This window comes from Pseudonocardia cypriaca, from assembly GCF_006717045.1.
Taxonomy (GTDB): domain Bacteria; phylum Actinomycetota; class Actinomycetes; order Mycobacteriales; family Pseudonocardiaceae; genus Pseudonocardia; species Pseudonocardia cypriaca.
Genome location: NZ_VFPH01000001.1, coordinates 1,294,793 through 1,317,492 on the forward strand (window position 1 = coordinate 1,294,793; position 22,700 = coordinate 1,317,492).

23 protein-coding genes and 3 pseudogenes are annotated in these 22,700 nt (G+C 69.2%); 23 read left to right on the forward strand and 3 right to left on the reverse strand.

Going from position 1 to position 22,700, the window contains the following annotated elements:
* Positions 1 to 16: 16 nt before the first annotated feature.
* The 7 genes from FB388_RS06045 to FB388_RS06075 all read left to right on the forward strand — a co-directional run bounded on the left by FB388_RS06045 (position 17) and on the right by FB388_RS06075 (position 6,803).
* Positions 17 to 1,420, forward strand: coding sequence for an MFS transporter (locus FB388_RS06045; RefSeq protein ID WP_142098021.1), 1,404 nt, complete (start codon positions 17 to 19; stop codon positions 1,418 to 1,420).
* Positions 1,421 to 1,448: 28 nt separating this feature from the next.
* Positions 1,449 to 2,345: a beta-keto acid cleavage family enzyme gene (locus tag FB388_RS06050; RefSeq protein WP_142098024.1), complete on the forward strand. Its 897-nt coding sequence runs from the start codon at positions 1,449 to 1,451 to the stop codon at positions 2,343 to 2,345.
* Complete coding sequence (locus tag FB388_RS39800; RefSeq protein ID WP_211361787.1) at positions 2,342 to 2,512, forward strand: hypothetical protein; 171 nt, start codon at positions 2,342 to 2,344, stop codon at positions 2,510 to 2,512. Before FB388_RS06050 ends, FB388_RS39800 begins: the two co-directional genes overlap by 4 nt.
* A gap of 161 nt (positions 2,513 to 2,673) precedes the next feature.
* Positions 2,674 to 3,225, forward strand: coding sequence for a (2Fe-2S)-binding protein (locus tag FB388_RS06060; RefSeq protein WP_142098026.1), 552 nt, complete (start codon positions 2,674 to 2,676; stop codon positions 3,223 to 3,225).
* A complete protein-coding gene (locus FB388_RS06065; RefSeq protein ID WP_142098029.1) occupies positions 3,222 to 4,220 on the forward strand; it encodes an FAD binding domain-containing protein in 999 nt (332 codons plus the stop codon). The genes FB388_RS06060 and FB388_RS06065 overlap by 4 nt, the downstream gene beginning before the upstream one ends.
* Entirely contained in the window at positions 4,217 to 6,343 is a 2,127-nt protein-coding gene (locus FB388_RS06070) for a xanthine dehydrogenase family protein molybdopterin-binding subunit (protein ID WP_142098032.1), read from the forward strand. The genes FB388_RS06065 and FB388_RS06070 overlap by 4 nt, the downstream gene beginning before the upstream one ends.
* Positions 6,344 to 6,374: 31 nt before the next feature.
* Positions 6,375 to 6,803, forward strand: coding sequence for a nitroreductase/quinone reductase family protein (locus FB388_RS06075; RefSeq protein ID WP_142098035.1), 429 nt, complete (start codon positions 6,375 to 6,377; stop codon positions 6,801 to 6,803).
* 181 nt (positions 6,804 to 6,984) lie between these two features.
* On the opposite strand, the gene FB388_RS06080 is transcribed toward FB388_RS06075, so the two are convergent.
* The gene (locus FB388_RS06080) at positions 6,985 to 7,605 is read right to left on the reverse strand and encodes a TetR/AcrR family transcriptional regulator (protein ID WP_142098039.1); all 621 of its coding nucleotides are present in this window, start codon (positions 7,603 to 7,605) and stop codon (positions 6,985 to 6,987) included.
* Positions 7,606 to 7,758: 153 nt separating this feature from the next.
* On the opposite strand from FB388_RS06080, the gene FB388_RS06085 reads away from it, so the two are divergent.
* The 9 genes from FB388_RS06085 to FB388_RS06115 all read left to right on the forward strand — a co-directional run bounded on the left by FB388_RS06085 (position 7,759) and on the right by FB388_RS06115 (position 15,306).
* The gene (locus FB388_RS06085; protein WP_142098045.1) at positions 7,759 to 8,352 is read left to right on the forward strand and encodes an NADPH-dependent F420 reductase; all 594 of its coding nucleotides are present in this window, start codon (positions 7,759 to 7,761) and stop codon (positions 8,350 to 8,352) included.
* A 21-nt stretch (positions 8,353 to 8,373) separates the two neighbouring features.
* Entirely contained in the window at positions 8,374 to 9,369 is a 996-nt protein-coding gene (locus FB388_RS06090; RefSeq protein ID WP_142098048.1) for a zinc-binding alcohol dehydrogenase family protein, read from the forward strand.
* A gap of 77 nt (positions 9,370 to 9,446) precedes the next feature.
* Positions 9,447 to 9,908 (forward strand): nitroreductase family deazaflavin-dependent oxidoreductase, encoded by a 462-nt coding sequence (locus FB388_RS06095; protein ID WP_142098051.1) that lies wholly within the window; start codon positions 9,447 to 9,449, stop codon positions 9,906 to 9,908.
* A gap of 208 nt (positions 9,909 to 10,116) precedes the next feature.
* Positions 10,117 to 10,488 carry a cysteine hydrolase family protein gene (locus FB388_RS39240; RefSeq protein ID WP_170225405.1) on the forward strand — a complete coding sequence of 124 codons (372 nt, stop codon included), beginning with the start codon at positions 10,117 to 10,119 and terminating at the stop codon, positions 10,486 to 10,488.
* Between the two features lie 396 nt (positions 10,489 to 10,884).
* Positions 10,885 to 11,568, forward strand: coding sequence for a response regulator transcription factor (locus FB388_RS06100; protein WP_142102643.1), 684 nt, complete (start codon positions 10,885 to 10,887; stop codon positions 11,566 to 11,568).
* Positions 11,565 to 13,022, forward strand: coding sequence for a HAMP domain-containing sensor histidine kinase (locus FB388_RS06105; protein WP_142098054.1), 1,458 nt, complete (start codon positions 11,565 to 11,567; stop codon positions 13,020 to 13,022). Before FB388_RS06100 ends, FB388_RS06105 begins: the two co-directional genes overlap by 4 nt.
* A gap of 217 nt (positions 13,023 to 13,239) precedes the next feature.
* Positions 13,240 to 13,497, forward strand: coding sequence for an aromatic-ring hydroxylase C-terminal domain-containing protein (locus FB388_RS06110; RefSeq protein WP_142098058.1), 258 nt, complete (start codon positions 13,240 to 13,242; stop codon positions 13,495 to 13,497).
* Between the two features lie 202 nt (positions 13,498 to 13,699).
* A complete protein-coding gene (locus FB388_RS39245; protein ID WP_170225491.1) occupies positions 13,700 to 13,849 on the forward strand; it encodes an ATP-binding protein in 150 nt (49 codons plus the stop codon).
* Positions 13,850 to 14,169: 320 nt separating this feature from the next.
* Complete coding sequence (locus FB388_RS06115; protein ID WP_142098061.1) at positions 14,170 to 15,306, forward strand: amidohydrolase family protein; 1,137 nt, start codon at positions 14,170 to 14,172, stop codon at positions 15,304 to 15,306.
* A 720-nt stretch (positions 15,307 to 16,026) separates the two neighbouring features.
* Here FB388_RS06115 and FB388_RS40220 read toward each other — a convergent pair.
* Positions 16,027 to 16,266, reverse strand: a pseudogene (locus tag FB388_RS40220) (IS5/IS1182 family transposase); the annotation flags it as partial.
* Positions 16,267 to 16,308: 42 nt separating this feature from the next.
* Entirely contained in the window at positions 16,309 to 18,279 is a 1,971-nt protein-coding gene (locus tag FB388_RS06125; RefSeq protein WP_246122059.1) for an acyl-CoA thioesterase/bile acid-CoA:amino acid N-acyltransferase family protein, read from the reverse strand.
* 129 nt (positions 18,280 to 18,408) lie between these two features.
* Here FB388_RS06125 and FB388_RS06130 point away from each other — a divergent pair, with 129 nt between their 5' ends.
* The 7 genes and pseudogenes from FB388_RS06130 to FB388_RS06155 all read left to right on the forward strand — a co-directional run bounded on the left by FB388_RS06130 (position 18,409) and on the right by FB388_RS06155 (position 22,680).
* On the forward strand, positions 18,409 to 18,588 hold the full coding sequence (locus tag FB388_RS06130) for a hypothetical protein (protein WP_142098069.1): 180 nt from the start codon (positions 18,409 to 18,411) through the stop codon (positions 18,586 to 18,588).
* Positions 18,589 to 18,703: 115 nt separating this feature from the next.
* Positions 18,704 to 18,865: pseudogene (locus FB388_RS40225) on the forward strand (polyphosphate kinase 2); the annotation flags it as partial.
* Between the two features lie 654 nt (positions 18,866 to 19,519).
* Positions 19,520 to 19,657 carry a tetratricopeptide repeat protein gene (locus tag FB388_RS41140; protein ID WP_425468555.1) on the forward strand — a complete coding sequence of 46 codons (138 nt, stop codon included), beginning with the start codon at positions 19,520 to 19,522 and terminating at the stop codon, positions 19,655 to 19,657.
* Between the two features lie 407 nt (positions 19,658 to 20,064).
* Positions 20,065 to 20,256, forward strand: a pseudogene (locus tag FB388_RS41145) (SsgA family sporulation/cell division regulator); the annotation flags it as partial.
* A gap of 19 nt (positions 20,257 to 20,275) precedes the next feature.
* Positions 20,276 to 20,419 carry an SsgA family sporulation/cell division regulator gene (locus tag FB388_RS40230; RefSeq protein WP_246121667.1) on the forward strand — a complete coding sequence of 48 codons (144 nt, stop codon included), beginning with the start codon at positions 20,276 to 20,278 and terminating at the stop codon, positions 20,417 to 20,419.
* A gap of 442 nt (positions 20,420 to 20,861) precedes the next feature.
* Entirely contained in the window at positions 20,862 to 21,743 is an 882-nt protein-coding gene (locus FB388_RS06150; RefSeq protein ID WP_142098074.1) for a DUF1028 domain-containing protein, read from the forward strand.
* 115 nt (positions 21,744 to 21,858) lie between these two features.
* Complete coding sequence (locus FB388_RS06155; protein ID WP_142098077.1) at positions 21,859 to 22,680, forward strand: class II glutamine amidotransferase; 822 nt, start codon at positions 21,859 to 21,861, stop codon at positions 22,678 to 22,680.
* Positions 22,681 to 22,700: the final 20 nt, after the last annotated feature.

The window sequence follows — 22,700 nt, forward strand, 5'->3', positions numbered from 1 at the left end:
GCAACTGGAGGACACGATGAGCGCGTCCAGCAGCACGGAAGACGAGTTCGCCGCGACATCGGCGGCGCCTGCCGGCCCGATCAGCCGGCTCGAACGAATCCCCATCACCAAGTGGCACCTGGTCTGGATCAGTGTGCTCGGTTCCGGCTACCTGGTCGAGAACTTCGACAACATCGCGTTCTCCTACCTCGCCCCCTCCATCCGCGCCGAGTGGGGCCTGAGCCTGGGCCAGGTGGGATCGGTGACGTCGGCGGTCTTCCTCGGCATGCTCATCGGGGCGGTCCTCGGCGGCAGGCTGTCCGATCGGTGGGGTCGCAAGACGCTGCTGATCTGGAGCTCCGTCTTCTACTCCCTCGCCTCGCTCGTCTCGGCGATGGCGCCGAACTTCGAGGTCCTGGTCGTCGGACGCATCCTCACCGGGGTCGGCGTGCAGGCGGCGACCGGCGTGATCATGGTGTACCTGAGCGAGATGTACCCGCGGATCTCCCGCGGCCGGTTCTTCACGGTCATGACCTTCTTCGGTTTCGTGGCCTCGCCGTTGACCGCCTTCTCGGTGCTCGTCATCGCCCCGCAGGGTGTGGGAGCCTGGCGCTGGGTGTTCGTCCTCGGGGCGGCCGGGCTGATCGTGGCGGGCCTGGTCGCCGCCGCCCTCCCGGAGACGGTGCGCTGGCTGGCGATGAACGGGCGGACGGACGACGCGCTGGCGGTCGTGGAGCGCCTCGAGCGCGCCGCCGCGACCCGCCGCCCACTGCCGGTGGCGGCGCCCGAGCCGCCCCCGGTCCGCCTCGGATCGTTCCGCGACCTGCTCCAGCAGACCTACCGACGGCGCCTCGTCGTCCTCGGCGGCACCTTTGCGCTGCTCATCTTCTGCCTCTACGGGTTCCTGTCCTGGTTCCCCACCGTGCTGGCCGACCGGGGGATGGAGCAGGATGCCGTTCTGCGGATCGCCGCCCTGATCGCGCTCGGTCCGCTCGCCGCACCGCTGTTCCTCTTCGCGTTCGCGGACCGGATCGAACGCCGGACCGCACTGCTGGTCTCCGGGAGCGTGGCGGGCGCGGCCCTGATCGCCTTCGGCGCGACGACCGATCCCGTACTGACCGTGGTGACGGGCATGGTGGCCCAGATCGCGCTGTCCGCGGCGAGCACCAGCTTCTACACCTACATCCCAGAAGTGTTCCCGACCGAGGTACGCGGCGTCGGTGCCGGCTGCGTGAACGGCGTCGGCCGGATCGCCGGGGTGATGTCCGGACTGGCCGTGGCCGCCCTGTACAGCGCGTGGGGAGCCACCCAGCTCTACCTCGTACTGGGCACCGGACTGGTGGGGATGGGTGTGGCGGTGGCCTTGTGGGGTCCGCGCACCACGCGCCAGTCCCTGGAGAACATCTCGCCGCCGACCAGGACCGCGGCCCGAGCGAACTGAACCCACCGAGACGCAGGAGAGCCCTCCCGTGGAAAAACTGATCATCGAAGTCTGCGCCAACGAGTACGAGATGCGCGACGACAACCCGCACGTCCCGTGGACCCCCGAGGAGCTAGGCGCCGACGCTGCGGCCTGCCGTGCCGCGGGTGCTGCGGTTTACCACTTCCACCCGCGCGCCGCCGACGGCGCCGCCGACCTGACTCACGAGACCCTGCGGTCAGCGGTGCGCAACATCCGGGACGGATCCGACATCCTGGTCCACACGTCGTTGAGCGCCAACCGACAGGGGACGGACCGCGCCGTGCGCCTCGACCCCCTCCGGCGGTTGGGCGACGACGGTCTCCGCCCCGACTTCGCTCCGCTGGACATGGGCAGCAGCAACATGGATCTGCTCACCCGCGACGGTCGTGACTTCGAGACGACCGAGGCCGTCTACGTCAACTCCACCGGCACCCTGCGTTACCTGGCCGACGGGATGCGTGAGCTCGGAGTCAAGCCGAACCTCACGATCTGGAACGCCGCGCAACTGCGCTTCGTCGAGATCCTGCACGGGATGGGGCACTTCGACGCGCCGTGCTGGCTGCACCTCGCCCTCTCCGAGGGACGGGCCTTCAGCTGCCACCCCGGCACCCGCGCCGGCTTGGAGGCCTACCTCACCCTGCTCCCGGAAGGTCTCCCGCTGAGCTGGGCCGTGCGTCTGGTGGGGGCGAGCATCCTCGATCTCGCTCCGCACATCATCGAGCGCGGCGGGCACGTCGCCATCGGCCTGGGCGACTACCACCACACCGAGGACGGTGCTCCGAGCAACGCCGAACTCGTGCAGCGCGTGATCGACATGGCCCGCACCGCCGGACGTGAGGTGGCCACGCCGGAGGATGCAGCGGAGCTGCTCACCGGAGCCCGGCGCGCCGAGGTGGCCCGATGATCGACGCCGAAAGCTACGGCGCGCGCGTGCATCACGAGCTCCGCCTCGGCCAGGAAGTGACGGGCAGCTCGTGCTCTCGCGTGCACCGCTCTTCAGCGCGCGACGCCGCGGCGACGAGGGCGCGGATCTTGGCGGCGGCTGTGACCGAGTTCGCCGAGCACGGCTGATCCGGCTGTCGGTCACAGGTCCGCGAAATCGTGCGGTCCGAACGAACCCTCCCCCTTCCAGGCACACGCCCCTTTCCGTGGTCGACGACAACCCGGCGGGGTGCCATCCAGTACTCCCGTGCCGCTCTCCGTAACGGCACCGGTCCGGACAGGAGCTTCCGTTGCCCCAGACCACGACCACGGTGTCCCTCCGGGTGAACGGGACACCCCGGGAGGTGCCGGTCGACAACCGGCGCACTCTGCTCGACCTGCTCCGTGAAGCGCTCGCCCTCACCGGCACCAAGAAGGGCTGCGACCACGGACAATGCGGTGCCTGCACCGTGCTCGTCGACGGTCGGCGCGAGCTGAGCTGTCTCCGGTTGGCCGTGTCCGCGGCCGGCGCCGAGGTGACGACGATCGAGGGTGTCGACGGCGGGCTGCCCGAGGGCGGCCGGCTGCAGGACGCCTTCACCGAGAACGACGCCCTCCAGTGCGGGTACTGCACCCCGGGCCAGATCTGCTCCGCGCTCGGCATGCTTGCCGAGGCGGACCGCGGATGGCCCAGTGTGGTCTCCGCCGACGTGGCCGACGACTCCCAGCTGCGCGCGGACCTGAGCACCGAGGAGGTCCGGGAACGCATGAGCGGCAACCTGTGCCGCTGCGGCGCGTACCCGCGCATCGTCGACGCCATACGCCAGGTGGCCGGCGCGGCCGAGTCGGAGGTGGCCCGATGAGGCCCTTCGAGTACGTCAGGGCCTCGTCCCCCGCAGAGGCGTCGACGCTGGTCGGTCGCTCCCCGGCCGCGACCTACATCGCGGGCGGCACCAACCTGGTGGATCTGATGAAGAACGGGGTCACCGAGCCGGAGCTGCTGGTCGACGTCCGTGCGGCCACCTCCGCCGACGTGGTTCGCCGACCTGATGGCGGGCTGCTGATCGGGGCGGCGGTGTCCAACGCCGAGCTCGCCGCGCACCCGGACGTCCGCCGGGACCACCCGGTCCTGGCCCAGGCCGTGCTGGCCGGGGCGTCGGGCCAGATCCGCAACGTGGCCACGGTCGGTGGGAACCTCCTGCAGCGCACCCGGTGCGGGTACTTCCAGGACGTCACCAAGCCCTGCAACAAGCGCCGACCGGGGTCGGGGTGCCCGGCGGTCGAAGGCGCGCACCGCGATCTGGGCATCATCGGCACCTCCGACCACTGCGTGGCGACCCACCCCAGCGACATGGGCGTCGCCCTCGTCGCGCTGGACGCCGTCGTGCACGTCCGTTCGGCGACCGGGGAGGCGCGGGCCCTGACCCTCGACGAGCTGTACCGGCTGCCCGGCGACGAGCCGCACCTCGACCACACCCTCGAGCCCGGCGACCTGATCACGGCGGTCGAGCTGCCGGCGCCACGACCGGCCCGGATGCGCTACCGGAAGGTCCGTGACAGGGCGTCCTACGCGTTCGCCCTCATCAGCGTGGCAGGCGTCCTCGAGACCGACGGCGACACCGTCACCGACGTGCGTCTGGCATTCGGCGGCATCGCGCCGCGACCCTGGCGCGCCCGACGGGCCGAGGCGCGACTTCGTGGCGGCCCGGCGACCCGGGCGGCGTTCGAGGTGGCCGTACGGGCGGAGTTCTCCGACGCCCGTCCGCTGCCGCACAACGCGTTCAAGAGTGACCTCACCGTATCCACGGCGACGACGTTGCTGTCCGATCTGGCGCACCCCGTACAGGAGCAGTCATGACCTCCACCGTTCCGTCGGTCGCCCGCGTCGACGGGCCCGAGAAGGCGTCCGGCCGCGCTCGCTATGCCGTGGAGCACCCCCTGCCCGGCGCCGCCTGGGCCTGGCCGGTCACCGCCACCGTCCCCGCGGGCCGGGTGGCCGACGTCGACCCGGAGCCCGCGCTCGCCCTGCCCGGCGTCCTTGCCGTGCTGACCCCGGACAACGTGTCCCGGCTCGACCCGGCTGGCCAGATCTCCCCGGCGCACGGCGCCGCCGTCCCGGACCTGATGGTCCTGCAGGACCACCGGATCGCCTTCCGCGGTCAGATCGTCGCCGCCGTGGTTGCCGAGACGCTCGAACAGGCCCAGGAAGGCGCTACCCGGGTGCGGGTCACCGAGGAGCCCGACGCTGCTCCCGCACTCACCTTCGCCGCGGACGACCCGGCCGCGGTCGTCGTCGAGATGACGAACGACCTCAGCCCGGGCCAGGTGTCCCGCGGGGACGCTGACACCGCATTCGCCGCGGCCGAGGTGCAGGTCGACGAGACCTACGGGACGGCAGGCCAGTTCGCGATGCCGATGGAGCCGCACGCCGCCGCGGCCACCTGGGACGGCGACCGGCTGACCATCTACTGCTCCGACCAGGGGCCCAGCTGGACCGCGACGACCCTCGCCAGCCTGCTGGGCGTCCCGGTCGACGACGTCGAGGTCGTCGCCGAGTACGTCGGCGGCGGTTTCGGGTCCAAGGCCGCGCCCCGCCCACCGATCATGCTGGCCGCGCTGGCGGCCCGGCACGTGGGCCGGCCGGTCAAGGTGGCGCTCGATCGACCCCAGTCCGTCGACCTGACCACCTACCGCAGCCCCTCGCGGCAGCGGCTGCGCCTCGGGGCGAGCCGGGACGGCGACATCACTGCGCTGATCCACGAGGCCACCGGGCAGACCTCCCGGCTCGTCACCTACGCCGACCAGACGGTCACCCCGTCCCGGCTGCTCTACGACGTGCCCGACTGCCGCACGACGACCTCGGCCGTGCCGCTGGACGTCAGCACGCCCGGCTGGGTTCGCGCGCCCGGCGAGGCCCCCGGCATGTTCGCTCTGGAGTCGGCCGTCGACGAGCTGGCCGGGCAACTGGGCATCGACCCCGTCGAACTGCGGGTCCGCAACGAGCCGGCGGTCGATCCGGCGACCGGGCACCCGTTCAGCAGCCGCCGGCTGGTGGAGTGCCTGCGCGCGGGCGCCGAGAGGTTCGGCTGGGCGCAGCGGACCGGCCCGGACCGTGTCCGACGCACCGGCCGGTGGCTGCACGGGGTCGGGGTGGCCTCGGCCGTCTACCCGGTCATGACGTTCCCGGCGACGGCGACGGCGTCGATCGGGTCGTCCGGTCCGGCGGTCGTGGAGATCGGCGCCGCCGACATCGGCACCGGGGCCCGCACGGTCCTGCACCAGCTCGCTGCCGAGGCGCTCGACGTGTCGATGGACGAGGTCGAGCTGCGTATCGGCCGTTCGTCGCTGCCCGAGGCGCCGTTCGCCGGTGGATCGATGGGCACCGGTTCCTGGGGGTGGGCCATCCAGGGCGCCTGCGAGGAGCTGACCAAGGCGATCGCCGCCGCGGGCGGTGCCGTCCCCCAGGAGGGGTTGTCGGCCCACTTCGACACCACCGAGGCCATCGGCGCCATGGGTGCCTACTCGCGGCACAGCTACGGTGCCCACTTCGCGCAGGTCCGGGTCGACCAGGACACCGGCGAGGTGCGGGTCGACCGCGTGCTCGGGATGTTCGGCGCCGGACGCATCATCAACCCGGCGACTGCGCGCTCGCAGATCGTCGGTGCGATGACCATGGGGCTGGGCATGGCCCTGATGGAGGCCGCCGAAGCCGATCACCGCTTCGGTGGTTGGACCACCCGGGATCTGGCCGGCTACCACGTACCGGCACACGCCGACATCGGCGAGTTCGAGGTCGTCTTCCTTCCCGAGCGGGACGGCCAGATCGGTCCGGTCGCGGGCAAGGGGGTCGGGGAGATCGGCATCGTCGGGGTCACCGCCGCCATCACCAACGCCATCCACCACGCGACCGGGATCCGGGTCCGCGACCTGCCCGCCACCCCCGACAAGCTCCTGCCCGGTCTGCTCGCTGCGCAGCGCTGACGGTCACCCGTGAACCCATCGGAGAACCATCATGGTCCCTGCCGTAGCAGCGGCTCTGGCCATCACCCCGGCCTCGTCCGCCCGGGCCCGCACCGTCGACATCACCACGACCGGGGCCCGCACGGGCCGGTCGCGCCGGATCGAGATCTGGTTCTGGCGCGCCCACGGCCGCATCTACCTCAGCTCGAACCCGCCGGTCCGGCGCAGCTGGTTCGCCAACCTCCTCGCCAACCCGAACTTCACCTTCCACCTCAAGAACGGGGTGCGCGCCGACCTGCCGGCCGTCGCAACGCCGGTGCGTGACCCGGAGCAGCGTGCTGCGGTGTTCCAGTCGTTCATCGACGACCTCAACCAGCCCGCCAACCCCGCCGGTCTGCCGCAGCCGGTGGCGCCGCTGGATGAGTGGATGACCGGCAGCCCGCTGGTGCTGGTGGAGTTTCCCACGGTGAGCCGGCCCTGACCGGCGCCGCGGCGGCCCGGCCGGCCCCACTCGCCGGCCGGGATCCGGGCGGTGCTGCTGGCCGCCGGGTTCCTAACTCCCTGATGCAGACCCTGGTGCTGCCGGCGCAGCCGGCCGGCAGGAACTCGATGTCATCGACGAAACGCACAGCCGGTTCCTGCTCGCCTACCGCTGCACCTGTTCACCTGGCCTTGAGTCGATTCCGGTTGGCCACCAGAACCTCGTCCGACAGGTCCGGGGCGACGTCGACGATGGCACGGGAGAGGAGCAGTGCGCCGACCATCTGACTGAACAGCGCCACCGCCTGCTCCCTGGCCTCGGCAGGACTGATCTCGGTACCGGACTCGCAGCCGTATTCGATCAACATGGCCGCGATGGCGTCGAAGTAGCCGTCCAGGCCCCGGCGGTACTCGGCTTGAGCGGCGGCGCCGTGGCGGCCGGCGTCGGAGACGAGGGCGGCCGAGGGGCATCCGATCTCGGGGTGGTCGCGATGCTCGGCGTCGACGTATTGATCGATCATGTCGTGCAGGGCCGCGCGAGCCGAGCGGGGGTGTGCCGCGCGGATGGCGGCGAGCGCCGCCAGCGAGTCGGTGAAGCCCTGGCGCAGGACCTCGATGGCGAGGTCGTCCTTGGAGGCGAAGTGGTTGTAGAAGCCGCCGTGGGTCATGCCGGCCGATTTCATCAACCCTTCGATGCCCATGCCGTCGATGCCGCGCAGCCGAAATCCCTCGCCGGCCGCGGCCAGGATCCTCTCGCGGTTGAGCCGCTTCTGCTCCCGTGTGACGCGGGGCACGTCGACCACCTCCCCGGACGGAGATCCTCCTGGACGCAGGCGAAGTCTAGCCGGTTCCGATGATGGCCACCATCAAACAGGGCGACCCTGAGGACGTCTGGCTTGACAGCGGTAGCCGGTGACCCTATTAATGTTGTTTATCATCAAACGTAGGGAGTCGTCGTGAGGTTCGGGACCATCGGCGCCGGGGCGGTCGCGCAGGCCATCGCCGGTCATCTCGTGACGGCAGGGCACACGGTGACCCTGAGCAACAGCCGCGGCCCGGACACGCTGCTCGACGTCGTGGCGCAGCTGGGACCATCGGCGGGCGCGGCCACGGTCGAGGAAGCCGCCACCGCCGACATGGTGTTCCTGACCGTGAGGTGGCCGCAGGTCGGCGAAGCATTGGCCGGGCTTCCACCGTGGGACGGCCGCATCCTGGTGGACACGACCAACCAGATACCGACGTCGCCGAGCGTCGCCGATCTCGGTGTGGCGACACCGAGTGAGTTCGTCGCGAAGCGGGCCCCGGGCGCACACGTGGTCAAGGCGTTCAACACCCTCTACGCCCGGTACATCGCCGACGACCCCCGGCACCCGGCAGGACGGCAACTGCTGTTCTACGCCGGCGACGACACCGTCGCCAAGGCCACGTTCCACGACGTCGCCGACAGCATGGGGTTCGCGCCGGTCGATGCGGGATCGCTGCGCGAGGGCGGCCGGCTGATGCAGATCGGTGGCCCGCTCTCGGCCCTGCACGCCCTGAAGCAGGACTGACCCGGAGGGAACGGGCACGGCATGAAAGCACTCGCCTACGAGAAGGCGCACCCGCTCGACGCCTTCGCCATAAGCCTGGACGATATTGCCGAACCAGAGCCGCGTGACGGTGACCTGCTGGTCGAGGTACGCGCGATCGGCATCAACCCGGGCGAGACCGCGATCCGGCAGACCCGCAGCGCCGACCCCGGCGGCCGCGTCGTCCTCGGGTGGGAGTTCGCCGGGGTCGTCGTCGCAACCGGGCCCGCGACCGCCGGGTTCGCGGTCGGGGACCGGGTGATGGGCACCGGCGACATCACTCGCGACGGCGGCTGGGCCGAGCGCGTCGCAGTCGACCACCGGGTCGTCGCCACGATCGCCGACGAACTCACCTTCGCCGACGCCGCGTCCCTGCCCATCGGCGTGCTCACCGCCTGGGAGGCACTCTTCCGCGACCAGGACACCCTGCCCGCCGGTGTCGAGAACGTCCTGGTCATAGGCGGCGCCGGCGGTGTGGGCTCGATGGCCACGCAGCTGCTGAAGGCGTGGACGTCGGCGTTCGTGATCAGCACGGCCTCCCGGCCCGAGTCACGGGAGTGGGCCACCGCGATGGGGGCCGACCTCGTCGTCGATCACCACGTCGACCTGGCCACGCAGCTGCGCGGAGCCGGGATCGACGACGTCGATCTGGTGTTCTCCACCTCGGACACCGGCCGCCGCTTGGCATCGATCGTCGAGGTGCTGCGCCCCTTCGGACACCTGGCCTTCATCGACTCCCCCGGCCAGTTGGACGTGGAGACGTTCGTCGGCAAGTCGCTGTCGCTGCACAGCGAGATGGTGTTCAGCAAGATCGTCGCCGGCCGCGACGCCAGCAGCCAGGGCCGGATCCTCGCTCGCTCGGCCGACGATGTAGTCGCGGGCCGCCTGCGTCCGATCGTCACGACCACGCTCCGGGGACTGACCCCCGAGACCATGAGGACGGCGCACACGCTCGTCGAGACCCGCCGGACCATCGGCAAGACCGTGATCACCCTCTGAGCCGTCGCCTCGCCAACTCCGCGTCTCTCCGGCCCGGCCGGACCTGAGACTCCCAGTGACAAAAGGAACCACCCGACATGACACGGAATCTGCTCGACGGCGAGTTCGTCCCCAGCTCCGATCCGATGACCCGCGAGCAGGTCGAGCTCTACGAGCGCACCGACGGCCGAGAAGGCGCGACGATGCAGGGCGCCCCCGTCATCATCCTGACCACGCGCGGAGCGCGTTCGGGCAAGCTGCGCAAGGTCGCCCTGATGCGCATCGAGCGCGGCGGCGTCTATGCCGTCGGCGCCTCTGCCGGCGGCCAGGTCCACAACCCGAGCTGGTACCACAACCTGGTGGCCAATCCGACGGTCCAGCTGCAAGACGGCCCCCACCGATCGCTGATGACCGCACGCACCGCCAACGGCGCCGAGCGGGAGGACTGGCTCGCCTACGCCGACGAGCTCTACCCGTTCTTCAGCGACATGCGCGACCGCGCCGCGGAGACCGGCAACCGCGAAGTACCGCTGGTCCTGCTCGAACCCGCCACGAACTGACCTACCGACGGGCTCGGCGCTGGTGACCGCGGGTTGGGCTCCGACTCGACGTTTCGGGGCCGACACCACAGTGGACAGACGCGAGGACGACTTCAGGGCGTCAACGAGCCTTTGCCAACCTGGTCATGCGCCGGCGATCAGGCGGGTCCGAACTGCGGTGGCTGTGGTACTCCCGCATCAATCAAACATTCCCCGATGTGGATCGGCTATGGCAAGCATCCTGCGCCGGTTCGATATCGAGCACACCTTCCGATTGTTCAAGCAAACGCTGGGTCGGACCGCCCCGAACGGCGCGCCAGTGGTGGTGACCAACGGCGAGGAGTCCAGGCCGTCCGGCCCGCTCTATCCCGAGTTGCTTGAGGTGATCGGCGACCGGCCCGTGATCGTGCGTTCGGCCGCGACCGCCTTCAACGCCTTCCTCGACCCGACCTTCGCCGACGCCGTCGAGGCAACCGGTCGCCGCCGGCTGGCCGCGGAGTTCCAGATGGTGCCCCGCTTCGCCGGCGAGCCGTACCGGAACCAGCTGATGGCAAGCGCGATGCGGCGAAGAAGAGGCTTACTGAGGCCGAGAAGCGCCTGAAGCGGTTCCAGGACGCGATCGCGGCGGGGATCGAGCCGAGCGGTCTGGTCAACGCGATCAACGAGGCGCAAGCTCAACGGACTGCCGCACAAGCTGGATGCTCCCGCACCGGCCGTCGTCGCAGAAGCCGAGGTCTACGCCATGATCAACTCATTGGGCGACGTCGGCACGGTTTTGAAGGCCGGCAGCCTCGAAGAAGCCCTCGACTGCGTCTGCGGCCTCTACCTCAACGACCCCACCGGCTGGTCCCTACCCCCGACGAATCAACGGCGCGGACCACTTGGGCATCCGTGAGAGCACGGCCCGCGGGCACCACAGCGTCGAGCTTTAATCCTGGCCTCAGGTTGATCGGGGACGATGAGCGGCAAAAGCATCGACTGGAGGGGGCGGGCCAGCGTGCGGATCATGATCGCCGATGACGAGGCGGCCATTCGTGAGTCGCTGGAGCGGGTGCTCCAGGTCGAGGGTTACGAGACCAGCACCGTCGCCAACGGTCTCGCCGTGCTCGACGGGGTCGGTGGCGACGCGCCGGATCTGCTGATCCTCGACGTGATGATGCCCCGCCTCGGCGGGTTGGAGACTTGCCGACGGTTGCGGGCGGCGGGTCGGGATCTGCCGGTGCTGATGCTGACCGCCCGGGATCAGGTCTCCGACCGGGTCGCGGGGCTGGACGCGGGCGCCGACGACTACTTGCCCAAGCCGTTCGCCACCGAGGAGTTGCTGGCCCGGGTGCGGGCCCTGCTGCGCCGGCGCACGCCGGGCGACGACGAGTCGCAGATCCTCTCGTTCGCCGACGTCCGGGTCGATCCCGACAGGTTCGAGGCGTGGCGGGGCGCGCGGCCACTGCACCTGACCCGGACCGAGTTCGCCCTGCTGCAGGTCCTGATGCGCGACGCGACCCGGGTGTTGACCCGCGGCGCGCTGTTCGAGGCGGTCTGGGGCTTCGACATGAGTACCACCGCCAACAACCTCCAGGTGTACGTGAGCTACCTGCGCCGCAAGATGGAGGCCGAGGGTGAGCCGCGATTGATCTACACGCTGCGCGGCCTGGGGTACACGTTGCGGGAGACTCCTCCGTGAGCGGGGGCGCCGCCGGCTGGGGCTTGCGACGGCTGGCCCGATGGTGGCGCAGGCGGTCCCTGCGGACCAGGCTGACGGTGATCGCGGCGACGGCCATCGCGGTCAGCGTGTTCGTGGCCTTGCAGGTGGCCATCGAGCTGCTGGAGTCGGAGCTGCAGGACACCGCCGAGGAGCAGCTGCGCGCCGACTCCCACGTCCTGGCGACGAACGCGGAGCGCGCCGGTCTGGCGCAGGTCCAGCTACCGCCGTACCCCGGATCCGGTCGGCTGGTGCGGGTCATCCTGCCCAACGGCTCGACCCGGACGCCGGCCGGCCAACCCGCGCTGCCCCCGGTCAGCGAGCACGCCGGGCGCGTGGCGCAGGGTGCGTCGGCCGACCTGGTGGAGTCGAACGACAGCGACGAGGATGGCTACCTCATCTACACGCTGCGGGCCGGCGACGGCGCGGTCCAGGTGGGCGCCCGCGTCGCCGACGACAGCCCGATCGACCGGTTCGGGTTGGGCATGCTGCTGATCGGGCTGCTCTGCGTGGTCGGCGGCGCCCTTGTCGGGCGGACCGTGGCGCGGACCGGGCTGGCACCGATCGACCGGCTGACCGCCGCCGCGGTCCGTGTCGCGCACACCCAGGATCTCGACGCCGACATCCCGGACGAGGGCGGTGGGGAGATCCGGCGGCTGATCCGGTCGATCAACGACATGCTCGCCGCGCTCCGGGACTCCCGTCAGGCCCAGCGGCTGCTCGCCGAGGACGCCGCCCACGAGCTCAAGACCCCGCTCACCAGCCTGCGCCTCAACGTCGAACTGCTGATCCGGCTCGATCGGCGCGGCACGCTGGACAGCGCACTGCCGGCGGAGAGCCGGACCCGGCTGCTCAACGACCTCGGCGCCCAGGTGGCCGAGTTGAGCGCCCTTGCCGCCGAGCTGACCGACCTGGCGCGCGGTGACGTCAACGACGAGACCACCGAGCTGCTCGACCTCGCCGACGTCGTGGTGGCCGCCGCGACCCGCGCGCGTTCCCGCGTGCCCGACATCGAGATCGCGCTCGGCCTCACCTCCGTGTGGGTGAGCGGGCGTCCCGCTGCGCTCCAGCGGGCGGTGCTCAACCTCATCGACAACGCCGGCAAGTGGTCCCCCGCGGGCCAGTCGGTCCAGGTCCGGCTCCGTGCCGAGGGCGCGTCGGCGGTGCTCGAGGTCGACGACGCCGGGCCGGGCATCGACGCCGCCGACGTGCCGCGGGTGTTCGACCGGTTCTACCGTGCCGACAGCGCCCGGGCGTTGCCGGGATCCGGTCTGGGGCTGTCGATCGTGCAGCGGGTCGTCGACGCCCACGGCGGCCGGGTCACCGTCGCCCGGTCCGCACGCGGTGGCGCGCTGCTTCGGGTCGACCTTCCGGCTGCGGCCCCGCCCGCCCCGATCACGCGGCTCACCGCCGGGGAGGACACCGCAGTGCGCTGACCCGCGTCAGCGGCGCGGTGCAGGATAAGGGACGGCGGCCCTCGGGCATGGCCCCGTGCGGCTCACCGTCGGGGCAGGACACCGCGGTGCGCCGACCCCAGCCCCGGCCGCACGGCGCAGGAGCAGGGGGCGGCGGCCATCGGGCCCATGAAAGATCCGGGACGGGCCTGAGCCCGTCCCGGATCCCATCCGTGCCGCCGCGCTCACCGTCACTGCGGTGACCCGGTCGGCGGACCTGCTGCGTGAGGGTCGTGAGCTCCTGCTGGACCTCGTCGACCGCGCGGAGGTCCGCGACGCCGCGGCCGCGTGGACCGGACGGGTCAGCTCCGTCACCGCCCGCACGGACCGGGTGGACGTCGACGCCTTGCTGATCCGGCTCGACGGCTGTGTCGCCTGGGCCTTGCCTACCGGGCAGGACCTCGACGCCACCACGCTGGTGCGTTCGCTGGGCACCTGGTTCGGCCAACCGGCCTGAGCGGCCGTATTAACGGTCGTCTCAGATTCGCTCGGTAACCTGAAGTCGGCGTCAGATAAGGGAAGTAACCCGTGTGTAGGAGGCTAGTGGTGGCAGTCAACGCAGCGCCGTCAGGGAAAGCGCCGCCCGCCTTCGGCGAGGCGCTGTCGGGCTGGGTACTCTGCTCGGTTCCGTTATGCCTACGCCGCGCGCCCTGGCTCGGATGACATCCGGGCTGGGCCTGTCGCTGGTCGAAGACATCATCGAGCGCTACAACGGTCGTGTCACGGTCGGTGACGCTCTCGGCGGCGGCGCCTTGTTCGAGATCAGGCTTCCCCTGCAATTGAAGGCTCAGGCTGCTCCGACGACCTGACGACCGGCCTTCGCCTCTCAAGCAGTACCGAGCGCCGGGCGGTGCGCAGCGCACCTCGATGCTGGTCTGGCGGCTCGGGCATCATGACGCTTCGACCCTTTACCCAGTGAGCATCTACGCACAACCTTCGCGCAATCTTGGTCCCTCATGAGGGGGTGCCGACGACGAAGCTCGCGTCGGCGTCAACAGCATAACGGCGGCGCCCCGGCTCGGACCTCCTCTGTCTACTTCAATGACTTCGCCTGGTAATGACGACGGGCCGATCTGAAGTATCTCGCAGACGGATGCCGCATGGATACAAAACCTGAAGAGAGGCTGACATGAAGTCCATCGCAAACCCTCTGAAGCACCCCATGATGGGGCGCCGCAGCTTCCTGAGCGGCGCCACGGCACTTGGCATTGCTGCCGGCTTGTCCACGCCTGCCATCGTCTCGTGCGCGACAGCGAACGAGACTTCGGATATTTCACTGCGAGACCAGGACCTGCCCTTCATCGGCGCGGAAGAGACCTTTTCCACCCATGAGTTGATGGTGCTGAACGACAGGCTGTTCCTCGAGGATACTGGTCTTGCCGAGATCGGCCCGCGCCGCATCGGTGCAATGGATGAGGCGGGGCTAAATGTTCAAATCCTCTCCGCGCATACGCCAGGTGTGCAGAACGTCCCAGGTCGGGAGGGCATCGATTTTGCGTATCGTCTCAACAAGATGCTCGTCGATGGACCGATGGCCACCTATCCGGGGCGGTTTCAGGCATTTGCAACCTTGCCGCTGCAGAATCCGGAGGCCTCGGCAGACGAACTGGAACGCGCAGTTCGGGAAGATGGCTTCCTGGGATGTCTGACCAATGGAATCATCGGGAAGAAATTCCTCGACCATCCCGACTTCGAGCCCGTGCTGGCGCGCGCCGAAGCCCTTGGTAAGCCGATATACATCCATCCGGGCCTGCCGCCTGACGAGGTTTTTGAAATCTACTACAGCAATATGCGGCCGGAATATCAGGAGGAGTTCCAGGACCAGGTTCTCAGCATCTCTGCATATGGCTGGCACCAGGAAGTCGTTACTCAGTGCATCCGAATGATCACCTCAGGAGTATTCGACAGGCATCCCAATCTCCAGATTATCATCGGCCATATGGGAGAGGGCCTTCCGTTCTTCTACAAGCGCATCCTGGAGAAGATGAGCGAAGTGACCGAGAAAAGCCTGGACAAGCCGTTCGAACAGTACTTCCATGACAATTTCTGGTTCACAACCAGCGCATTCCCCCAGACTGAACTGCTCGATCTCCTGCTGAAGTACATAAGTGTGGATCGAGTGATGTTCGCAACCGACTACCCGTTTGCAAATATGAAAGATCAAACCGACTGGTTCCGGGCAGTCGATTTGCCGCGCGAAGCCAAGGAAAAAATTGCGTTCCGAAATGCGGAAAAACTGTTCGGAATGAAAGTCTGGCACGTCTAGACGGGCAGAATGATGCCCATGGAGTGACGCGCCGGCGTCGGCAGAAGTGGAAAAATGCTTTGGCTGTAAGGCGAGATTGCAGCCAAAGTATGCGATGCGCGACTGCCGCATCACGCGGTCTTCATACAACGGCGGATCGCATGCTCTTCTAGGGAGATCGAAGTGTCGCGCTAGTTCGCTGTCGTCAAGCAAGACGAGCGTAGTAGCGACTCTCGGCTCGCAACCGACGGCTGCGGCGTCGATCGACGTGAGCGCGGCGAAGGCGCGTCGCCGAGAGGCCGAACAGCGCCTGCAGCGCTTCCAGGATGCGATCGCGGCCAGTGTCGATCCGATGGCGCTCGTCGAGCCCATGAACCTGGCGCAAGCCGACAAGGCCGCAGCTCAGGCGGAGATCGACGCCGCGTTGAAGCAGGCGAAGCCGCTGGACAGCGCTGAGATCTACGCCATGATCGACTCGCTCGGCGACGTCGGCGCCACCCTGCCGGATGCGAGGCCGACAGCTCTGGCACGGCTCTACAAGGAGCTGAACGTGAGTGCGGTCTACCACCAGACGAGCGGGCCGTGGATGTCACGGCCCGGCCCCGTGTGGACAGTGCGCGTGTCCGAGGGGGAGTTGCGCACTAACCACACGCCTCGTGCTGCCGTGAGTTCTGGAGGGGCCATCGCACTCCCCACGCGAAAGGTGAGGACAGGCGTCGATGATCGACATCGGCAACAACGCCCATCCACTGCGAGGTGGATCTTGCTAGTCAGCCCGCTTCTGGACCGGCCGAGCGCTTCACCGTCGACCGCGAGCTGTTCGATCCGGTCGGCGGCACAGCCGGCTTTCTCCGGGCCCCGGCAGCGTGCTGATGGGCCTGGACATCACTGGAGTCGACACTGAGGATCCGTTCCACGGCGCCGGCCGAGTCGTCCTTGACCCCCGCGGCGTCCAGGACGCGTTTCCCAGGTGCCGTCAGCAGGACATGCCTCAGCCGCCTCCAGTTCCGGGGCTAGCTATGGCTAGCGCCTGCGGGTCCTTACCGCGCGACGACGGTCGCCGGAGGCCGCCGTCACCGCGGACAGGAACTTCGTGATCCTCGTCGTTGCCCTGCGCTGAGCCACGGCCTGGGCCGTCCTGGTGCCGCCAAGGGCGATGCCGTCCGTCCACTGGGCGTCGGTAGGCAGCACGCCGAGCCGGACGAGATGCCCGGCCCCCCGGCAGCTCAGATGCTCGTCGGACGAGCGGAGTCTGCGGCCGAGTACCTCCTGCGCCATCGGTCCCGACGGCCACACAGCATCCTCGGTTCCGGTGACCAGCAGCAGGGGGCCGCCAGCCTGCTCAGCCGGGATGCGCGCATCGGCCGCCCCCGTTGCCGGCCCACGCAATCCGGCCTCGTAAGCGGGTCGCAGGCGAATCAGCGTCGGACGGTGCGCCGCGGTGTGGCGGCTCACCCACCACGCGTTGCGCACCAGCTGCGACGTCAGCGCGCCACTGCGCACCGGCAACCACGGTACGTCCCGACCCGCAACTGTCCACGATGGAGCGTCGGGGATCTCGCCTTCGGGTCCGATCGCCTGCCACGTAACGCTGCTGGGGCTGATCAACACCAAGCCGCGACAACGGGGCCCCCCGGATGTGCAGACAGTGGACAGCAGGCCCTCCGCACCGCGTGACACCGCCATGCCCGCCACCCGCTCTGAGTCCACTTCGGAGTGATCTGCCAGGAACCGGACGGCCGTGCCGAACCGCTCCAAGGGCACCGCGACGATGGGTGCGCCCTTGTCCACCCAGCTCGCGGCAAGGGCCGCGAAGCCGCGGGACGCGAGCAGCATCGCGTGACCGACCTGCGACTCGAAGCCGCCCTCCGAACCACCGAAGCAGGCAACCGCCGGCCAGCTGTCATCCGGCGCCGTGCCCGGGGGCAACGCCAGCAGCCCCGGCCTGCCGTCGATCTCCACGGTGGAGCAACGCACACCCGCCGCCGCGGGGTGTCGACGGACCGTGCGCCGAACCTCGCCGACCCGCTCCACACGGGCAGTCACGGTCACCAGCCACGGATCGGTCGGCGGAATGAACAGGTCGGGCGTCACGCCGTCGGCGGCGAACCGCATAGCCCACAACGGCGCGTCGCCATCGGCGCGCTCCCAGTCCCCCGACAGCGGGTCGAGTACGGCGATGTCGACGGGGCCCGACAGCGGCGCGGCGAACTCGGCAGCAGACCGCCACAAGCGCCCGTGCAGATCGTTACCGGTCGCCGTCAGCTCGACCGCGGAACCGGCTGGCGCCCCGTGGAGTGTCACGGCGAACGGCTCGTCGTGGCGGGAGTCCTGCGGCACGTCGAGCACAAGTGTGTCGGACGCGAGGTCAGGCGGCGCCGACGACTGCGTCGCAACGGCCGGCGTCTCGTCGGTCTCACGCTGCTCGACAGGCGCGCAGCGGCTCTCGAACCAAGGCGGGGCAAGGCCCGATGCCGACGCGGCCAGCCCGAGCAGCACGCAGGGAAGCACCCAGTAGCAGATGACGGACAGCAACCCGGTGTCGTGGATCGTGGCGGCCTCGTCGACGAGTGGCGGGATCATCGTGACAGCCGTCATGGCGGCGAAGACCGCGACCCACAACCACGTCATCGTGGTGGTCACGCCGCGAAACCTGTCGCTGCGAGCGGTCGTGGCGTCAACGAGGTCGGCGGTGTACTCCCAGACGAACGGCCGCCCGACCAGCAGCCCGACGAGCGCGATCAGGAAGAGACCAAGGTTGCCCAGCGGCTGGAGCCAGCGTTCGAGGACGGCGTCGGCGAACACGAAGGCGGCAAGCGTCAGGATCGCGAACACCACGAGGCTACCGAGGTCGAAGAGGCGCCAGGGCTGGCGGCGCAGCCTGGACACCACCTGCGTCCCAACCGCAACGGCGAGCACGAGGCACACCACCAGGCGGAACACCACGTTGCCGATCAGCACCCAGTACAGGACCCACGGCAGGAACCCCAGCACGAACCCCAAAGCCCGCCTCCGATGCGCTACCGCTGCTTCGGGCGTACCGGAACTGCGTGACCGTTGCCACAGCCGCGGGCAGGTTCACCTGTTCAGCCGCTGGTGGACGCTACGCACGGTGGGCGCCAGGTGTCGCGGATCTTCGACAGCGCGAACGGTGGCAGCGAGAACCCCGTTGGGACGGTGCTGCCCGGCAAGTCGACCACGTTCGCCTTCGCGTTGTCGCTCGCGGAAGCCGTGGGCGAGCTGCAGCTCGAGGTCACCCCCGGTTTCCTTGGCGGGCCGGCCATCTTCACCGGGCAAGTGTGATGTGGGCGGCAGGCGAAGGCGTGGATCGGCGTCTTCAGGTTCGTCGTGATCGTGGGCTCGTGCCAGAACGCGCTCCACAACGACGACGATCTGCCGGCTGAGTTCTCGGCTCTATCGCGCCATGGGTTTCTGCACGCCAGAGGAGTACGAGCGCTTCCTGCGACAGTGCCCGGTCTTCGAAGAGCAGCTCATCGAGGACGGCCTCCTGTTGCGCAAGTACTGGTTCTCCGTGAGCGACCAGGAGCAGGAGCGGCGTTTCCGTTCCCGAATGGAGGATGTCGGGGGCCAATCCGTACGCCCGGTGGCGGAAAGCGGCGGCCACCACCCACCGCACACTCTCAGGGGCGCAAGTGGAAATGCGTCGCACCATCCCGACTTGCTGATGCGACTGGCCCGGTTCGAGTTGGAGGAGGGCCACCCCGAGCAAGCTGTCGGGCCTGCTCGGCGACTGATAGCCAGCAATCCGTAGATCGGGCGGGCACTGCTCACCGTTGCCCTGTTCGAGGCCGGGCGCCTCGCCGAGGATCCAGGACTGATCGACGCGGTCGTTGCGAACTGGCCGGAGAACCTGCGGCCGGACGACGTGGGGAGTGGTGTCGACGCGTGGCTGCTGATCAATGTCGCCCGTGCTCTGCTCGACGCCGATCGGCCGGCTGACGCCCGTGCACTGCTGGATCGTGCGCAGGACCTGGTCGATGACGATGTCGAGGTCTACCGGACCCGCGGTTTCGCGAACGCGATCCTTGGTGTCTATACAGCCGCCAACTCCGACCTGGAACGTGCTGCCCGGTCCGGCACCGACTCGTGGCTCACGGCTCTGCGCGCGGAAGTTCTCCGAGTGAGCGGGCACCCGGATGACGCCCTCGCGCTCTTCGCCGAGCTCGACCCTGCCGACGAGCTCCGCTGGGTGGCGGCATCGCGAGCCGCCGCTATGGCCGCCCTCGGCGATGTCGACGGGGCCCTGGCGGCCTACGCAGAGGCGCTCCGGCGTGACCCGCGCGACGTCAACTCGCTCTGCGGGCTCGGCGAGCTCGAGCTGGACCGCCACCGCCCAGGGTCGGGCCGGTAGCCGGCGGCGTGCAGGAGGCTTGCCGCTCGGTGTAGGCGACGGGGCGGGTGAGTGACGCCGCCCCCGTCGCCGACACCGCACCGGCGAACGCGTAGTCGAGGTGCAGCCCGACGGCGGCGGCCTCAGCACGCCGCTCCCGTGCAGATCGAACTCGGAAGGAGATGTCTCCGCGCTGCGGCCGTCACCCGCGACCGCGCCCCTGGCGGCACCCGCCGACCTGGGCACCGGGCACCGCGCACCTCGATCCTGATCACCCCGCCCTCCAAGACCGGGCGCAGCCCAAGACCAGCAAGATCAACCCGGGGCATCGGGGCTAGACGGAGGGAGCCGGTCGTGGCTGACGAACCGATCATCGGCGTGACTCAGTTCGACCTGATACTGGCGACGCGGCCATCCCGACGCGGCCGGTGGCGACCCGCATCACCTACACCGCATGCGACCCGTACGCAGTCCGGCTGTTCTTCTTCCTTGGCGGGGGGAAGCGGATCGCGTGGGTTGTGTCGCGTGAGCTCCTTGCCGAGGGTCTGCGCGTCCAGAGCGGGGTCGGCGACTTCCGTCTCGGCCCGAGGGTCGGCCACCCGGGCTGCATCCAGGTGGCCCTGTCGTCCCCCATCCGGCGTGGTCCACTTCGCGGTGTCGTCCGACGAGCTGGACGCCTTCCTGCAGCGCACCTACGCGGTGGTCCCCCGTGACACCGAGATGGACTGCATCGACGTCGACGCTGCCATCGCGGCCGTCCTCGAGGAGGCCCAGCGTGGCTGACGACCGGCCCGCGGCCTCGCGGAGGGACAGGCCGTTCTACGGGCCGTGCGTCTGGCCGAACGACGGGGACGGCGGGCTTGGGAATCCTCGCTGAGGGTGGTCGGCGGCCCTGGCCGCGGCCGACGAGCCACGCCATCACCTGTATGCCCGCTGCGGCAATGACGCCCGCCGGGAGCCCGAGCAGGACGATCAGGCCCCGTGGCAGGGCCCAGAGGGGCGCTGCGCGCATGCCCCACCGCGGAGGTTGTCCTGCGTCCTGCGGCCTGCCTTCGGCGTGTGAGCCCCGTCACATAACGACCGCAATTGTGCGAACAGCCGTTGGGAGCCACCCGCAGAGGGTGAGACCGTCGGCATTGCCGACTCGCCAGGCCGGATCACCATGATCGGGTGAAGCGCTGCCCACGCCCGCCGCACACACTGGTCCGGTGACAGAGGGGCTTCGATGACGTACTCCATTCTCGGCCGCGATGCGTCCAACGGCGACCTGGGCGTTGCCGTTCAATCCAAGTTTCCCGGGGTCGGGAGTCTCGTCCCCTACGGCGAGGCCGACGTCGGAGTCGTCGCGACACAAGGGTTCGGAAACCCACGACATGGATCTGTCGGCTTGATGCTGCTGAAATCCGGCGCCGCCCCGCAGCAAGCGCTCGAAGTGCTGCTCAATGACGACAGCCGGCGTCACAAGCGGCAGTTCGCCCTGGTCGACGGGCGCGGCCGCGTCGCCGCGTACACCGGGACCGATCTTCGCAGCTGGAACGGATGGTCAGGTAGCGCTGCGAGTCACGACTGCGTCGCGCTGGGGAACGGCCTCGCAGGCAGCGCTGTGGTCGATCGTATGATCACAACGTTCGAGGACTCTCGCGCATCTCTCGCGGAACGCCTCATGTTGGCCCTCCAGGCGGGCGAACGGGCCGGCGGTGACATACGAGGTCAGCAATCCGCCGCGCTGCTGGTGGTTCGACGCAACGGCGGCTATGGATCACTCGACGACCGGCACGTGGTGATCTCCATATACGACCACGAGCAGCCGATCCAGGAACTGCTGCGGTGCTACCAGTTGCACCGACTCTCCTACTTTCCGAGCGACCCGACGAACCTGGTTCCGATCGACCCTGAACTCGCTCTCGAACTGAAGAGCCTGATGGCAGCCCACGGCTACTACCGAGGGGAACTGGATGACAGCTGGGACGCGTCCAACCAAAGGCAGCTGGAGCTGTTTCTGGGCAGCGAGAACTACGACAACCGCATCGACAACGGCGGCCTGTTCGATCTCGAGGTCCTCGCCGACCTGCGCCTCAGGTATGGCCATCAGAGCACGACCGAGTAGGCGGCACGCCGGGCTCACCCTCGACGGGTGAAGGTTCGGTAGGCCGGGCGTGGTTCATTGGCGGCCCGGGGGTTGGGTCGGTTCAGAGCCAGGCGAGGTTGCGATGTGCAGGTGGATGGCCTACTTCGGAGACCCGGTCCCCGTCGAGGATCTGCTGTTCCGGCCGGAACACTCGATCATCGACCAGAGCCTGCATGCCAAGCTCGGGGGCTTCACCACGAACGGTGACGGCTTCGGCATCGGGTGGTACGGCACCGGCTCGGTGCCTGCCGTGTTCAAGAGCACCCATCCCGCCTGGAGCGACGAGAATCTGCACGAGATCGCCGTACAGATCAACACCCCGCTGCTGTTCGCACACGTCCGCGCCTCGAGCGGAACGCCCGTACAGCGCAGCAACTGCCACCCCTTCCGGTATGGCCGCTGGCTGTGGATGCACAACGGCTCACTCGCGAGATTCCCTGAGCTCAAGCACGACATGATGATGGCGGTCGACCCGGCGCTGTATCCGAAGATCGAAGGATCGACCGACACCGAAGCCCTGTTCTTCCTGGCTCTCACCTTCGGCCTGACCGAGGACCCGCCGGGCGCGGTCGCCCGCGCGGTCGGTCTCGTCGAAGAGATCGGCCGGCGCCGCGGAGTGGAATTCCCGGTCCATATGACGGTTGCCACCACCGACGGCGAGTCGATCTGGGCGTTCCGCTACTCGAGCGAGGGAAACACGAGCTCGCTGTACCACTCGACCGATGTCGCCCAGCTCCGGCAGCTGTATCCGGAGCTGGACATCCTCGACCGCCTGGGACCCGATACCCGCTTGATCGTCTCCGAACCGCTGCGTGACCTGCCCGGAGCGTGGAAGGAGGTCCCGGACGGCTCGTGGGGGTTGGTGCGCAGGGGCAAGCAGGAGATCCATCCCTTCGAGCCGGTCCAGGGCGGCTGACCGGGGGTGGGTGAGCACTC

What these genes read in the sequence shown, in the direction of transcription:
- FB388_RS41140 (WP_425468555.1), top strand. Translation starts at nt 19,520, where the DNA reads ATGGCCGCCCTCGGCGATGTCGACGGGGCCCTGGCGGCCTACGCAGAG.
- FB388_RS06075 (WP_142098035.1), top strand. Translation starts at nt 6,375, where the DNA reads ATGGTCCCTGCCGTAGCAGCGGCTCTGGCCATCACCCCGGCCTCGTCC.
- FB388_RS39245 (WP_170225491.1), top strand. Translation starts at nt 13,700, where the DNA reads ATGACATCCGGGCTGGGCCTGTCGCTGGTCGAAGACATCATCGAGCGC.
- FB388_RS06065 (WP_142098029.1), top strand. Translation starts at nt 3,222, where the DNA reads ATGAGGCCCTTCGAGTACGTCAGGGCCTCGTCCCCCGCAGAGGCGTCG.
- FB388_RS06095 (WP_142098051.1), top strand. Translation starts at nt 9,447, where the DNA reads ATGACACGGAATCTGCTCGACGGCGAGTTCGTCCCCAGCTCCGATCCG.
- FB388_RS39800 (WP_211361787.1), top strand. Translation starts at nt 2,342, where the DNA reads ATGATCGACGCCGAAAGCTACGGCGCGCGCGTGCATCACGAGCTCCGC.
- FB388_RS39240 (WP_170225405.1), top strand. Translation starts at nt 10,117, where the DNA reads ATGGCAAGCATCCTGCGCCGGTTCGATATCGAGCACACCTTCCGATTG.
- FB388_RS06045 (WP_142098021.1), top strand. Translation starts at nt 17, where the DNA reads ATGAGCGCGTCCAGCAGCACGGAAGACGAGTTCGCCGCGACATCGGCG.
- FB388_RS06155 (WP_142098077.1), top strand. Translation starts at nt 21,859, where the DNA reads ATGGCCTACTTCGGAGACCCGGTCCCCGTCGAGGATCTGCTGTTCCGG.
- FB388_RS06115 (WP_142098061.1), top strand. Translation starts at nt 14,170, where the DNA reads ATGAAGTCCATCGCAAACCCTCTGAAGCACCCCATGATGGGGCGCCGC.
- FB388_RS06090 (WP_142098048.1), top strand. Translation starts at nt 8,374, where the DNA reads ATGAAAGCACTCGCCTACGAGAAGGCGCACCCGCTCGACGCCTTCGCC.
- FB388_RS06070 (WP_142098032.1), top strand. Translation starts at nt 4,217, where the DNA reads ATGACCTCCACCGTTCCGTCGGTCGCCCGCGTCGACGGGCCCGAGAAG.
- FB388_RS06150 (WP_142098074.1), top strand. Translation starts at nt 20,862, where the DNA reads ATGACGTACTCCATTCTCGGCCGCGATGCGTCCAACGGCGACCTGGGC.